The organism is Streptomyces sp. NPDC015130 (genome assembly GCF_043080005.1).
In the GTDB taxonomy this organism is placed as follows: domain Bacteria; phylum Actinomycetota; class Actinomycetes; order Streptomycetales; family Streptomycetaceae; genus Streptomyces.
Map to the genome: position 1 here is coordinate 222,940 of NZ_JBIBVC010000005.1, position 13,817 is coordinate 236,756.

Here is a 13,817-nt window from a genome sequence, read left to right on the forward strand (position 1 = left end):
CCGGATGTCTCTGCCCGCCGCATTTCACGAGATCGCCAAGCGCGTCAACAACTGGGGCCGTTGGGGCCAGGACGACGAGATCGGCACGCTCAACCTCGTCACCGACGAGGTCGTGCGGGAGGCCGCCGCGACCGTCCGTACCGGCCGGCGCGTCCCCCTCGCCGTCGACCTCAAGCAGGACGGCGTCCAGACCGGCATGATCCCCGGCCGCGTCAATCCGCTCCACGTCATGGTCCAGGTCAACCAGGAGCTGTTCGGCCCCGGTACGGTCGCCACCAGCGACGACGCCGTGACCCTCGGCCTCCAGGCCGGCACCCACTGGGACGCCCTGACGCACGCCTCGCACTCCGGGCGGATCTACAACGGCCGGCCCGCCGGCACGATCACCGCGCACGGCCGCGCCGAGTTCAGCGGCATCCACACCGCCCGCCAGGTCGTCTCCCGGGGCGTCCTGCTCGACGTGGCCGCCGCCAAGGGCCTCGACCGGCTGCCCGGCGGACACGCCGTCACCCCCGAAGACCTCGACGAGGCGGCCGAGTTCGGCCGGGTCACCGTCCGCTCCGGCGACATCGTCCTCGTCCGGACGGGACAGATGCAGGTGTACCTGGCCGGGGACAAGCACGGGTACGCCTTCCCGTCACCCGGGCTCTCGGTCCGTACGCCGGAGTGGTTCCACGCCCGGGACGTCGCGGCCGTCGCCAACGACACGCTCACCTTCGAGATCTTCCCGCCGGAGATCGACGACCTCTGGCTGCCCGTCCACGCCCTCGACCTCGTCGAGATGGGGATGCTCCAGGGGCAGAACTGGAATCTGGAGGAACTGTCCACAGCCTGTGCACAGGAGCGGCGCTACACCTTCCTGCTCTCCGCCATGCCGGAGCCCTTCGTCGGCGGCACGGGCACCCCGGTGGCCCCGGTCGCACTCCTCTGAACTGCGCTTTCGTGGGTGGCGGCGCGCTCGCACGCGCCCCGAGCACGGCACGGCCGCCGCCACCCTGCCGCGACCCGCACACGCCGAGGGCACACGGCCCTCGGCTCCCCTCGCCACGAATCGCTCACACCAGAGTGGGCAAAACGGAACGAACCGTCAACAGTGCACCCGACCGGGCGACACCACACCGTGCCCGTTGGCGGGGGTCACCGGGGCCCGGTCCACCTCGCACCAGATGCTCTTGCCGGCGCCCTCGCGCTGCCAGCCCCACCGGTCCGCGAGGCCGTCCACCAGCTCCAGACCTCGCCCGTTGGTGTCCTCACCCTCGGCGTGCCGGGGCTGCGGCGGCCGGTCGCTCGCGTCCGCCACCTCGACGCGCACCCCGCCCTCCGCCGCGAACAGCATCCGCAGCACCGCGGGGCAGCCCGTGTGCACCACGGCGTTGGTCACCAGCTCGGAGATCAGCAGCACCAGCGTCTCCGCCAGCGGCTCGTCGTCCCCTATACCCGAACCGGCGAGCCGCGAACGCGCCCACCTCCGGGCTCGCCCCACTTCCGCCGGGTCGGGCCCGACCTCCAACTGAACCTGAAGCACCTGCACCGCTCACACCATCCGAACCGGCGGACACACCTTCACGGAACGTGATTCCCTTGTGGGACAGCATGGTTGACGTACAGTCACCGCAACAAGCGCTTCGGGCATATTCCAGCGCGAAGGAGTACGAGTGGTCCATACTGTGCGACGCACTCTGCGGGTAGTCGAACGCCGGGCGCGAGCGGCGGGCATCCCCGGGCCCGGGGTCACCACAGGGGCGACACCGGGACGATCCGGGCCAACGAGCACTCGCATCCCACGGAGAGTACCGGAGCCGGAGGCCGACTCCGGGCCGTGACGGCCCCGGCGAAGGACACAACCCGATATCGACATTCCGTGACGTGACGGACGCGGAGCGCTACAGGGCCGCCGCGACCACCTCCTCGGCCCGCGCGGCGGGCAGCCACAGCCGCGCCCGCACCCAGGCCCGCTTGAGGTGCAGGTGCACGTCGGCCTCCCAGGTGAAGCCCATGCCGCCGTACACCTGGAGGCAGTCGCGGGCGTTCGCGGTGGCGGCCTCGTCGGCGAGGAGCTTGGCCCCGGCGATCTCGACGGGGTCGGCGGTCACGGCGGCGGCCCGCACGGCGGCCCGCGCGAGCTCGGCCCGCACGAGCATCCCGGCGCACAGGTGCTTGACCGCCTGGAACCCCCCGATGACCTGCCCGAACTGCTCCCGCTCCCGCGCGTGGACCACAGCCATGTCCGTGGTCCGCCCGGCGCTCCCGACCTGCTCGGCCGCGGTGAGCAGAGCGGCGACGAGGCCGTCCCCGACCGCCGGGCCCGGGCTCCCCGCCCCTACGGCGCCCACGAGCCCCCGCACCCGGTGCAGCGGCGTCAGCGGATCCACCGACCGCACCGGTACGGCGCCCTCCACCTCCCCCAGCACCACATCCGCCTCGTCCAGCCAAGGGAGCAGCCCCTCCGAGTCGGAGGTCACCACGACGGACCCCTCCGCCGCGCCCCGCAGGGCCCCCGCCGCCACATGCGTCGCGACCAGCGGCCCCGGCAGCAGCACCCGCCCCGCCTCCTCGAAGAGGAGCACCGCCTCCGGGAGGCCGAGCCCCACCCCGCCCTCCTCCTCCGGCAGGCGCAGCGCGAAGAACCCGGCCGCGCCGAGCTCCCGCCACAGCTTCCGGTCGAGTCCCCCGGAGTCCACGGCCGCCCGCAGCGCCTCACGGTCGAAGAGCCGCGCGAGCAGCTCGCGTACGCCCTTCCGCAGCGCCCGCTGGTCCTCGGTGAGTCGGAAGTCCATGGCGGGGGTCACCGTCCCTTCGGGAGGCCGAGGATGCGCTCGGCGACGATGTTGCGCTGGATCTGGGAGGTGCCGGCGGCGATCGTGTACGAGAGCGAGGACAGCCGGTCGAGCGTCCAGTCGTGCCCGAGGTCCAGCGCGTCCGGGCCCAGGACGGTCGCGGCGGCCTCGTACAGCTCCTGGCGGGCGTGCGAGTAGTGCAGCTTGAAGACGGACCCGCCGGCGCCCGGCACCCCGCCGCTCGCCTGGGCCTCGCTGACGTTCGCCTGGGTGAGCCGCCACAGCGCCCGGAACTCGGCGGAGAGCCTGCCGAGCCGGCGTCGCAGGACGGGGTCGTCCCAGGTGCCGTTCTCCCGGGCGGTGCGGGCGAGTTCGCCGAGGAGGCGGCGGCAGGCGACGACCTCGCCGACGAACGCGGTGCCGCGTTCGAAGGAGAGGGTCACCATGGTGACGCGCCAGCCGTCGTTCTCGTCGCCGACCCGGTTCCCGACGGGTATCCGCACCTCGTCGAGGAACATCTCGGCGAACTCGGTGGACCCGGCGAGGGTCCGCAGCGGCCGTACGGTGACGCCGGGGGCGTCCATGGGCATGGCGAGCCAGCTGATGCCCCGGTGCTTGGGCGCGGTGGGGTCCGTACGGACGAGGAGTTCGCACCAGTCGGCGACCTCGGCGTGCGAGGTCCAGATCTTCTGCCCGGTGACGACGTACTCGTCGCCGTCCCGGACCGCCCGGGTGCGGAGGGAGGCGAGGTCGGAGCCGGCGTCGGGCTCGCTGAAGCCCTGGCACCAGACCTCGTCGCCGCGCAGGACCGGCGGCAGCCAGCGGTCCCGCTGGGCGGGCGTGCCCTCGGCGGCGATCGTCGGGCCGGCGTGCAGCAGCCCGACGAAGTTGGCGCCGACGTAGGGCGCGCCGGCGAGTTCGGTCTCCTCCAGGAAGATCAGCCGCTGGGTGGGGGACGCGTCCCAGTGGACGTCGGCGTACCCGGCGTCGTGCAGCCTGCGCTGCCAGCCGCAGTCGTACGCGCGGCGGGCCGGCCAGTCGAGCGGGTCGGGCCTCGGCGGCAACGTGGGCAGGACGACCGCGAGCCAGGCCCTCAGCCGCGCCCGGAACTCCTCCTCCTCCGCGCTGTACGCAAGGTCCATCAGACGGCGCCCAGGTCGAGGCCCCGGTCGAAGTCCAGGTCCAGCATCCGGATGGCGTTGCCGCGCATGAGCTTGTAGACCGTCTCGTCGTCGAGGCCCTGGACGTGGTCGAGGGCGACCTCCTTGGTGTGCGGGAAGGTCGAGTCGACGTGCGGGTAGTCGGTCTCGAAGGTGGCGTTGTCGCGGCCCACCACGTCCAGCGAGGCGATCCCGTGCTTGTCGCGGAAGAAGCAGCAGAAGATCTGCCGGTAGTAGTACGTGGACGGCGGCTCGGGGATGAGGTCGCGGACGCCGCCCCAGGCGCGGTGCTCCTCCCACACGTCGTCGGCGCGTTCGAGGGCGTACGGGATCCAGCCCATCTGGCCCTCGCTGTAGGCGAGCTTGAGCCGCGGGAACTTCACCAGCACCCCGCTGAAGAGGAAGTCCATCATCGAGGCCATGGCGTTGTTGAAGCTGAGGGAGGCCTGGACGGCGGGCGGGGCGTCGGGGGAGGCGGCGGGCATCTGGCTGCTGGAGCCGATGTGCATGTTGACGACCGTGCCGGTCTCCTGGCAGACGGCGAAGAAGGGGTCCCAGTAGCCGGAGTGGATGGAGGGGAGCCCGAGGTGGGTGGGGATCTCGGAGAAGGTGACGGCCTTGACTCCCCGGGCGGCGTTGCGCCGGATCTCGGCGACGGCCAGGTCGATGTCCCACAGGGGGATGATGCAGAGCGGGATGAGCCGGCCGCCGCTGTCGCCGCACCACTCCTCGACCATCCAGTCGTTGTAGGCGCGGACGCAGGCGAGGGCGACCTCCTTGTCGTGGGCCTCCGCGAAGGTCTGGCCGCAGAAGCGGGGGAAGGTGGGGAAGCAGAGGGAGGCCTCGACGTGGTTGAGGTCCATGTCCTTCAGGCGGGCGGCCGGGTCCCAGCAGCCGCGCCGCATCTCCTCGCGGGTGATGCCTTCGAGGGTCATGTCGTCGCGGTCGAAGCCGACGGCGGCGATGTTGCGCTTGTACGGGAACTTGAGGTCCTCGTAGATCCACCAGTCGGTGGGCGGGCCCTCGGGGTCCATCGTGATCTGGTATTTGCCGGCGACGTAGGCGAGCTCGCCGATGCCGGCCGTGAGGGGCCGGGGGCCGCGGTCGCGGTACTTCTTCGGGAGCCAGGTCTCGAAGAGGTGGGCGGGCTCGATCACGTGGTCGTCGACGCTGATGATGCGGGGCAGTTCCGTCATGACCCCTCCATGTCTCTCATGGCGTTCCTGATGGAGTTCTCCGCCGGAGTCTTCCGGTGCAGTCCGAGGCATTTTCTGATGGACCGTCAGATCCGACGGGATCAGGCTAGCCCCGCACCCCTGGACCGACAAGCGCCCGGCCTCTACGCTCACCGCACTATCTGACGGAACGTCAGCCAAGAGGAGTACGGTCATGGATACGGCCCTGGACCAGACCGCGCACGCCCTCGGCGAGTCCCGCACCCTCTGGGAGCTCGTCGAACGCCGCGCCGCCCTCACCCCCGACCGGCCCGTCCTGCTCCAGGGCGACCGCGTCCTCACCTTCGGCGGACTGCGCGAGCGCGCCGAGCGCTGCGCCGCCGGGCTGTACGGGGCGGGGGTGCGGCCGGGCACGGTCGTCGCCTGGCAGCTGCCCACCCGCATCGAGACGGCGGTGCTCTCCTTCGCGCTCGCCCGCCTCGGCGCCGTGCAGACGCCGGTGATCCCCTTCTACCGGGACAAGGAGGTCGGCTTCGCGCTGCGCGAGTCCCGCGCCGAGTACTTCGCCGTCCCGGGAGTCTGGCGCGGATTCGACCACACGGAGATGGCCCGCCGGCTCGGCGCACGTGGGATCTTCGAGGCGTACGACCCCGAATCGCTCCCCGACGGCGACCCGGCCGTGCTCCCCCCGCCGCCCTCCTCCGGCACCGAGGTCCGCTGGATCTACTGGACTTCCGGCACGACCTCCGACCCCAAGGGCGTCCTGCACACCGACCGCTCGCTCCTCGCCGGCGGCTCCTGCCTCGCCCACGCCCTGCGGCTGACCGCCGAGGACGTCGGCTCGATGGCCTTCCCGTACGCGCACATCGCCGGACCCGACTACACGGTGATGCTTCTGCTGTACGGATTCCCCGCCGTCATGTTCGAACAGTTCGCGCTGCCCGAGGCGCTCGACGAGTACCGCGCGCACGGCGTGACCGTCGCCGGCGGCTCGACGGCCTTCTACTCGATGTTCCTCGCCGAACAGCGCGCGCGGCCCGGCGAGCCGGTCATCCCCACCCTGCGGCTGCTCGCGGGCGGCGGTGCGCCGAAGCCGCCGGAGATCTACCACGCGGTGCGCAAGGAGCTGGGCTGCCAGCTCACCCACGGGTACGGCATGACCGAGGTCCCGATGATCACGATGGGCGACCCCGAGGACACCGCCGAGAACCTCGCGACCACCGAGGGCCGCCCGCCCGCCGGCATGGAGATCCGGATCACCGCCGACGGCGAGGTCCGGCTGCGCGGCGAGGCCGTCTGCCAGGGCTACCTGGACCCGGCGCAGACCGCGGCCGCCTTCGACGAGGACGGCTTCCTCATCACCGGGGACGTGGGCCACCTGACCCCCGGCGGCCACCTCGTCCTCACGGGCCGCATCAAGGACATCATCATCCGGAAGGGAGAGAACATCTCGGCCAAGGAGATCGAGGACCTCCTGCACGGCCACCCGGACGTCGGCGACGCCGCCGTCATAGGCCTCCCGGACCCCGAGCGCGGCGAACGCGTCTGCGCGGTCGTCGAGCAACCCCCGGGCGCCGCCCCGCTGACCCTGCCCGCGGTCACGGAATTCCTGCGCGGGGCGGGCCTCTCCGTCCACAAGCTCCCCGAACAGCTGGAGGTCGTGGCCGCGCTCCCGCGCAACGAGACCCTCCGCAAGGTGCTCAAGTACCAGCTCAGGGAGCGGTTCGGCGCCCGGTGACCGCCCGGGGCCGCCGGCTGCCCGGGGCCGTGGTCCGGGCGGCTCGGTCCGTTCAGCCGGCCGTCTCCCGCACCGCTGCCGGGACGTCCCCGTAGACCTCGAAGAGGCGGCGTACGCCGAGGGCGGACAGCACCCGGTCGACGTGGCCGTCGCCGCCTTCCACGACCGCCTCGGGCAGGATCAGGCGGAGCCGGCCGCCGCAGGAGCGGAGCAGCCGGCGGGCGGCGATGAGGACGCCGACGCCGCTGGAGTCGCAGAAGCGCACGGCGGACAGGTCTATCACCAGGTCGTGCCGGCCGCCCGCGACGGCGTCGTGGACGCGGCGGCGTATCCGGGGAGAGGTGACCAGGTCCAGTTCCCCCCGGATGCTCAGCACCGTCCAGGGGCCGTGTTCGTCCTCGTCGACCTCGATCGTCGTCACGGTCGCCGCCTGCCCCGGCACGACCGCCCGAAACCCCTTCTCCCAGGTATGGCGCTTTCCTTACCATCCAGACCCGCGTCAAGGGCGCACTTGCGGCAAACGGACGTGCGTTGTCGGCGCGGCGCATTACTTTGGAGTTCGGAGGAGCGCACGAGAGCGAGAGAACCCAAGGACCGGCAGGGGACGGAGGATTCGCAGGGCGATGGAGACACCACCACGCTGGGACCGCAAGATGCAGCAGCGACTCGCCGCCGGAGAGGCCGCCGCCCTCGGCGAGTTCTACGACCGGTTCGCCTCGCTCGTGCACAGCCTCGCCCACCGGGTGCTCGACGACGACGACGCGGCCGACCAGGTCACCCGCGAGGTCTTCGGCTACATCTGGGAGAACCCCGACGACTACGACCCCAAGCAGGGCAACATGCGCTCCTGGGTCGCCCGGCTGACCCAGCGGCAGGCCGTCCACCGGCTGCGGCAGGCCGAGGCGACGGCCTACGCGGAGACCGGACAGGGCTCCGCCGAGGAGCTGGAGCAGAAGGTCCGGCGGGCCCACGTCGCGGCCCGCGCCGAGCACATCGTGACCTCCATGCCGGCCCCGCTGCGCGCCGCGCTCGAACTGGCCTACTTCCAGCGGCGGGACTACCGCCAGACCGCCGCCGACCTCGGGGTCACGGAGGACGAGGCGCGACGGCGCCTCCGGCTCGGGCTCCAGCTGCTCTCCTCGGCGAACACCCGCCCCCTGGAGGGCTCCTCGCCTCCCGGCGGCTACGGGCGGACGCTGTGACGGGGGCGAACGGCGACGCGGACGACGTCGCACGCGCCCCGTGGATACCGGGACCGCGCCGGTCGGCGGACGACCACGCGGACCTGACGGCGCTCCCGCCGGCCGCCCCGGAGCTCCCGGCGTCCCCGGAGACCCGGGCGGCCCCGGAGACCCCGGTGGCCGAGCCGGGCCCGGCGGAGGACCCCGACGAACCTCCGGACGTGCCCCAGCTGACGCACCGCGTGCTCAAGTCCCTCCTCGGGGCCTGGGCGCTCTCGGCGTGCTCCGCCGGGGAGACGAAGGCCGTCGAGGACCACCTCACCGAGTGCGCGCCCTGCGCCGAGGAGGCCCTGCGGCTGCGGGACGCCGTCGCACTGCTCCACGAGGACCGTGACCTGGACCTCGACCCGCTGCTGCGCTCCCGGGTCCTGGAGAACTGCCTGGGCCGCCGCCCCGCCCGCGTACCGGTGCCCGAGTGGGTCACGCCGTACGACGCGGAGACCGCCCGGCTCGACGCGCTGCTCCGGGACATCGGCGAGTCGGAGTGGCACGCCCCGGTGCGGCTGAAGTGGTACGAGGAGGACCACCTGGTGCGCCGCAAGACCACGGTCGCCGGGGTCATCGGCCACCTCCTGGCCGTGGACGGCCTGGTGAGCTCCGCGCTCGGCATCAAGGACCCGCTGGGCGCGGGCGTGCCCGAGCTCTCGCCGACGGAGCGGACCGAGGCGTTCTGGTCGGCGCTCGACCGGCCGCCGAACCGCGCGCTGCGCGGGCCCTGGCGGGACCAGACGCACACCCTGATCCGCACGGTCTCCTTCGCGGGCCGTGGCGTCGGCGACCTCACGGTCACCTACAAGGACTTCGCGCTGCCGCTGCGGGACTCGCTCCTGGAGCGGGCCTTCGAGTGCTGGCTGCACGCGGACGACATCGCCAACGCGGTGGCGTACCCGTACGCCCCGCCGAGCGGCGCCCATCTGCACGGCATGATCGACCTGGCGGCCCGGCTGCTCCCCGCGGCCCTCGCCGGCCGCCGTCGCAGCGGCCTCGCCGCCCCGGCCCGTCAGCTCGTCGCCGCGGGCGCGCCCGGCCGCTCGCTCCATCTGGAGGTCGAGGGCGCGGGCGGCGGCCACTGGTACATCGCGCTGGACTCCCCGGCGGCGGTCGGCTCGCCGGACCTGGCGGTGGCGCAGGTCGCGATGGACGGGGTGGAGTTCTGCCAGCTGGTGGCCGGGCACATCTCGCCGGAGGAGGCCGCGGCCGGCCAGGACGGCGACCGGGAGGCCATCCGCGACGTCCTGTCGGCGGCGGCCTCGCTCAGTCGCCTCTGATCCGGGCCGGGGCCTCGCCCGGTCGCCTCCGGGCAGGCCCCCCGGGGGTCAGGCGAAGACGACGGTGCGGTGGCCGTTCAGCAGGATGCGGCGTTCCGCGTGCCACTTCACCGCGCGGGCCAGGGCCTGGCACTCCACGTCACGGCCCACCGCGACCAGCTGGTCCGGGGTGACCTCGTGGCCGACCCGCTCGACCTCCTGCTCGATGATCGGGCCCTCGTCGAGGTCGGCCGTCACGTAGTGCGCGGTCGCGCCGATCAGCTTCACACCGCGCGCGTGCGCCTGGTGGTAGGGCTTGGCGCCCTTGAAGCTCGGCAGGAAGGAGTGGTGGATGTTGATGATCCGGCCCGAGAGCTGCTTGCACAGGTCGTCGGAGAGCACCTGCATGTAGCGGGCGAGGACGACCAGCTCGACGTTCTCCTCGCGGACCAGGTCGAGCAGGGCCGCCTCGGCCTCGGCCTTGGTGTCCTTGGTGACCGGGATGTGGCGGAAGGGGATGCCGTACGAGCCGACGAGCTCCGCGAAGTCCGTGTGGTTGGAGACGACGGCGACGATCTCCACCGGCAGCGCGCCGAGCCGCGAGCGGAACAGCAGGTCGTTCAGGCAGTGCCCGAACTTGGAGACCATGAGCACGATCCGCATGCGGTCGTCGGCGCGGTTGATCTGCCAGTCCATCCCGTAGGAGTCCCCGACCGCCGTGAAGCTCGCGCGCAGCTTCTCCACGTTCACCGGCGCGTCGGCCGAGAAGTGGACCCGCATGAAGAAGAGACCCGTGTCGTGGTCTCCGAACTGCTGGCTGTCCTCGATGTTGCACCCGGTGATGAACAGGTAGCTCGACACGGCGTGCACGATGCCCTTTTTGTCGGGGCACGAAAGGGTGAGGACGTACTGGTCGGTCATCCCGTCAGCCTGCCACACGAGAGAGGCCCGCAAGAGCCGGCGTCCGCCAGGCGGAACGGCTCAGGACCGGGTCATGATACGGAGCACGTCGAGGGAGCGCGGGGGCGTGTCGGGGTCCTCCCCGTCGGCCACCGCCATCCGTACGTGTGCCTCGCGGGCGGCCAGGACGGCCTCGGGCCAGCCCTGGTGCTGCAGGTAGGCGGAGACGGGCGCGTCCGGGCCGACCTGGTGCAGGATCCGCAGCACGCGGAGCACGGCGACGTCGACGAGAGCGGCCTCGCCGCTGTCGCGGAAGACGGCACCCACGTACTTCTCGGCGGACCAGTTGTCGAGCCAGGTGTCCTCGACGAGGCGGTAGACGGCGTCGGTGACGTCGCCGTACCCCTCCTGGCCGGTCAGCCAGGTCGTCTCGTGGAACCCGGGGTCGGAGAGCATGTGCAGCGCGGAACGCACGTTGATGCGCCAGCGCCACCACGGCATGTCGTTGAGCGGCATGCCGCCCATGGTGGAGGAGCGACGGCCACGACGGGAAGAGTTCACCGAACCGGAGACTGGACTGGACACGTTTCGATCGTACGTTCCCTTGCCCCGTAAGCGGACTCACCCCCTCCTCATCCTTGCCCGGCCCCCGTAATTCACCTTCACGTCACCCATCGTTGAACCGTGCTCACTCCCGCGTTACCCGTGAGGCGGAAATGTGCATGCCCATGACCGGTAGGCGACTGACCTCACTCCTCGCGTACGTCACCACCGCGGCGGCCGGAGCGTCGCTGCTCACCGGGTGTGGCGTGCTCCCTGGGACCACGGGGGGCTCCAGGGAGCCCGTCACGGTGATGACCTGGGCACCCGACCAGACCCAAGCGACCAACATGCCCGGAATGCCCGCCATGGCGCAGGCCTACGCCCGGTGGATCAACTCCCAGGGCGGCATCGACGGCCACGAACTCCGCGTCCTCACCTGCAACGAACAGAACACCGGCGCCGGCGCCGCCGCCTGCGCCCGCCGGGCCGTCCGCGAAGGCGCGGTCGCGGTCGTCGGCTCGTACAGCCAGAACGGCAGCGCGTTCCTCGCCCCGCTGGAGGCCGCCGGCATCCCGTACATCGGCGGCTACGGCATCTCGGAGGACGAGTTCACCAGCTCGCTCTCCTACCCCGTCAACGGCGGCCAGGCCTCCCTCATCGCAGGCCACGGCATCCAGCTCGCCGAGTCCTGCCGCACGGTCTCCCTCGTCCGTCCCGACACCGTCGCCGGCGACCGGCTCCCCGACCTCCTCAACTCCGGCCTCCGCAAGGCCAGCCACCGCAGCGCCGTCGACATCCCCGCCGTCGAGGACGCCGGCGAGTACACCGAGCAGGCCGGCCGCGCCCGGGACAAGGCCGGCCGCAAGAACGGCTGCGTCACCGCCGTGCTCGGCGAGCGCACCCAGACCTTCTTCGACTCCTTCCGCCGCCTCCCCTCGGAGGGGAAGAACGGCGGCTCCGGCAAGCAGAGCGACCCCGTCCGTATCTCCTCGGTGCTCGGCAGCGTCGCCCAGCCCGTCATCGACCGCACCGGCGGCGCCCACAGCCCCTTCGAGGGCGCGTACGTCACCGGCTGGTACCCGGAGGCCTCCGACAAGAGCTGGGCGCCGATGCGCAAGGTCATCCAGGAGCACGCCTTCGCCGACAACCGCGTCGACCCGGCCGACGCGGGCGTCCAGACCACGTGGATCGCCTACACGGTCCTCAAGTCGGTCGTCGAGTCCCTCGACAAGGACCGCATCACCGCCGAGGGGCTCACCCACGCCCTCGACCGGGGCGCGCGCATCGACACCGGCGGCCTCACCCCCAGCCTGCGCTGGAAGTACGAGGACCTGCTCGGTGCCCCCGGCCTCACCCGGGCCGTCAACCACAAGGTGACGTTCCAGGTGGTCCGCCAGGGGCGGCTCGTGGCGGAGAAGCCCGGCTTCGTCGACGTCGGCGAGACCGTCCTCAGCGCCCCGTAGCCGCCCTCACACACCGCCCTACAGCTGCGTGGGCGTCCGCTTCTCCAGTCCGTACTTCACGGCGGTCGGGTTCCACAGCCCGGCCGCCTGCTTCTTGGCGGCGGTGGCCTCGCCGCTCTTCTGCTCCGCCTCGGCCAGCCGGTTGGTCCGCTTGGCCTTGCCGCCCTTGCAGGCCTTCTTGTCCTTCATCTGGACCGCCCAGGCCGCGTAGTGGTCGTCCGCGGAGGCCGAGGCCTGCCAGGCCTTCGTCAGCGCGGCCGTCAGCGCGGGGCTGTTCGGGATCTTGTCGACCGACAGCGTCCGGAGCTTGGTCACCAGGCCCCGGCGCTGGTCGGCCGCGCCCCGCAGGTCGCGCGCCGCCTTGTCGAGGTCCTTGCACTGGTTGATCTTCGCGACCGAGCTGATCACCGTGTCACGGCTGCTGTTGCTGGTCGCGAGGAGCTTGTCCAGCTCCTTGGCCTGCGGCTCCGCCGGGTCGACCGGCTTCTCCGTGGGCGGCGCCTCGGTGGTGGTGGCGGAGGGCGCGGCGGAGCTCGCGGCCACGTTCTGCCCGGGCGTCTTGGGGTCCTTCTCGTCCTCGCCGCTGAGCAGCATCCCGGCGCCGAGGCCGACGACCGCGCAGCCGACGACGACGGCGGCGATCAGCGCGACCGGCGACTTCCGGCGCGGCGGCTCGGGCTCGTCGTCGTAGTAGGCGTCCTGGTACGCGTACTGCCCCCCTGGGCCCAGGGGCCCGGGAGGTGCCCCCAGCGGCTGCGGCGGCTGGTAGCCGTGCTGCGGCGGGCCCTGGTGCTGCTGGTGCTGCTGGTACGCCGGCGGGGCGGGCTGCTGTCCCCCTGGGCCCTGCGGCCCGGGAGGTGCCCCCAGCGGCGGCTGGTAGCCCTGTGGCTGCTGCGGGGCGCGCGGCGCCTCCGTACGGAAGAGGTTGTCGAACTCGGCGGGCGGCTGCCGCTCACCGGGCGGCTGCGGCGCCTGCGCCTGCGGCGGCACGGGAGCGATGTACTGGGTCGCGTCCGAGGAGCCCGCGGGCTGCCCCGGCCCCTGGTGCGGGAGCGGGCCCGTCCCCAGGAACTGGGTGTCGGAGCCCGCGCCCGGATGCGGCGGCACGGCGGAGATGTGCTGCGTCGCCTGCATGTCGGCGGCGGCCTGGGCGGCCGGCGGCGGGTATCCGTACCCCGGCTGCGGGGCCTGCACCGGCGGCATCGCGCCGGGGACCGGCGCGATGTGCTGGGTGGCCTGCATGTCCGCGGCGGCCTGCGCGGCCGGCGGCGGGTACCCGTACCCCGGCTGCGGCGGGAGCTGCGGCGGTATCGGCGGCGCCTGCGGGAACTGCTGCTGCGGGACCGGCGCCAGGTACTGCGTGGACTGCATGTCGGCGGCGCCCGGCGTCGCCTCGGGCGGCAGCGGCTGCGCGGGCGGGAGCGGCTGCCCGCCCGCGTGACCACCGGCGGGACCCCAGGCACCGTCGTGCGCGGGGGGCGCCGCCGGGTACTGCGGCTCCTGACCCTGTCCGTTCTGCGTCACCGGGACTCCTACCGATAAACCTATGGAATCGTCGGCTCACGCTACCGGG

The 13,817-nt window shown here is 72.6% G+C and carries 13 protein-coding genes; 5 read left to right on the forward strand and 8 right to left on the reverse strand.

The window, feature by feature from the left end; all coding sequences use genetic code 11:
• The first annotated feature begins 4 nt into the window (after positions 1–4).
• A complete protein-coding gene (locus ACF08F_RS12425) occupies positions 5–931 on the forward strand; it encodes a cyclase family protein (protein ID WP_392298446.1) in 927 nt (308 codons plus the stop codon).
• Between the two features lie 156 nt (positions 932–1,087).
• Here ACF08F_RS12425 and ACF08F_RS12430 read toward each other — a convergent pair whose 3' ends face one another.
• The 4 genes from ACF08F_RS12430 to ACF08F_RS12445 all read right to left on the reverse strand — a co-directional run bounded on the left by ACF08F_RS12430 (position 1,088) and on the right by ACF08F_RS12445 (position 5,133).
• A complete protein-coding gene (locus tag ACF08F_RS12430) occupies positions 1,088–1,531 on the reverse strand; it encodes an ATP-binding protein (RefSeq protein ID WP_392298447.1) in 444 nt (147 codons plus the stop codon).
• Between the two features lie 352 nt (positions 1,532–1,883).
• On the reverse strand, positions 1,884–2,777 hold the full coding sequence (locus tag ACF08F_RS12435) for an acyl-CoA dehydrogenase family protein (RefSeq protein ID WP_392298448.1): 894 nt from the start codon (positions 2,775–2,777) through the stop codon (positions 1,884–1,886).
• 8 nt (positions 2,778–2,785) lie between these two features.
• On the reverse strand, positions 2,786–3,919 hold the full coding sequence (locus ACF08F_RS12440; protein ID WP_392298449.1) for an acyl-CoA dehydrogenase: 1,134 nt from the start codon (positions 3,917–3,919) through the stop codon (positions 2,786–2,788).
• Positions 3,919–5,133 (reverse strand): amidohydrolase family protein, encoded by a 1,215-nt coding sequence (locus tag ACF08F_RS12445; RefSeq protein WP_392298450.1) that lies wholly within the window; start codon positions 5,131–5,133, stop codon positions 3,919–3,921. Before ACF08F_RS12445 ends, ACF08F_RS12440 begins: the two co-directional genes overlap by 1 nt.
• Positions 5,134–5,338: 205 nt before the next feature.
• On the opposite strand from ACF08F_RS12445, the gene ACF08F_RS12450 reads away from it, so the two are divergent.
• Positions 5,339–6,850, forward strand: coding sequence for a class I adenylate-forming enzyme family protein (locus tag ACF08F_RS12450; protein ID WP_392298724.1), 1,512 nt, complete (start codon positions 5,339–5,341; stop codon positions 6,848–6,850).
• A gap of 52 nt (positions 6,851–6,902) precedes the next feature.
• On the opposite strand, the gene ACF08F_RS12455 is transcribed toward ACF08F_RS12450, so the two are convergent.
• Positions 6,903–7,271 (reverse strand): STAS domain-containing protein, encoded by a 369-nt coding sequence (locus tag ACF08F_RS12455; RefSeq protein WP_392298451.1) that lies wholly within the window; start codon positions 7,269–7,271, stop codon positions 6,903–6,905.
• Between the two features lie 202 nt (positions 7,272–7,473).
• Between ACF08F_RS12455 and ACF08F_RS12460 the strand changes: the two genes are divergently transcribed.
• Both ACF08F_RS12460 and ACF08F_RS12465 read left to right on the forward strand, forming a co-directional pair.
• Positions 7,474–8,052 (forward strand): sigma-70 family RNA polymerase sigma factor, encoded by a 579-nt coding sequence (locus ACF08F_RS12460; protein ID WP_392298452.1) that lies wholly within the window; start codon positions 7,474–7,476, stop codon positions 8,050–8,052.
• On the forward strand, positions 8,049–9,359 hold the full coding sequence (locus tag ACF08F_RS12465; RefSeq protein ID WP_392298453.1) for a maleylpyruvate isomerase N-terminal domain-containing protein: 1,311 nt from the start codon (positions 8,049–8,051) through the stop codon (positions 9,357–9,359). Before ACF08F_RS12460 ends, ACF08F_RS12465 begins: the two co-directional genes overlap by 4 nt.
• 48 nt (positions 9,360–9,407) lie before the next feature.
• On the opposite strand, the gene purU is transcribed toward ACF08F_RS12465, so the two are convergent.
• Positions 9,408–10,259 (reverse strand): formyltetrahydrofolate deformylase, encoded by an 852-nt coding sequence (purU, locus tag ACF08F_RS12470; RefSeq protein WP_392298454.1) that lies wholly within the window; start codon positions 10,257–10,259, stop codon positions 9,408–9,410.
• Positions 10,260–10,319: 60 nt separating this feature from the next.
• On the reverse strand, positions 10,320–10,763 hold the full coding sequence (locus ACF08F_RS12475; RefSeq protein WP_392298725.1) for a hypothetical protein: 444 nt from the start codon (positions 10,761–10,763) through the stop codon (positions 10,320–10,322).
• Between the two features lie 203 nt (positions 10,764–10,966).
• Here ACF08F_RS12475 and ACF08F_RS12480 point away from each other — a divergent pair, with 203 nt between their 5' ends.
• Positions 10,967–12,244: an ABC transporter substrate-binding protein gene (locus ACF08F_RS12480; RefSeq protein WP_392298455.1), complete on the forward strand. Its 1,278-nt coding sequence runs from the start codon at positions 10,967–10,969 to the stop codon at positions 12,242–12,244.
• A gap of 18 nt (positions 12,245–12,262) precedes the next feature.
• Here the strand turns inward: ACF08F_RS12480 and ACF08F_RS12485 are convergent, their stop codons facing one another.
• Positions 12,263–13,768: a hypothetical protein gene (locus ACF08F_RS12485; RefSeq protein WP_392298456.1), complete on the reverse strand. Its 1,506-nt coding sequence runs from the start codon at positions 13,766–13,768 to the stop codon at positions 12,263–12,265.
• Between the last annotated feature and the right edge of the window lie 49 nt (positions 13,769–13,817).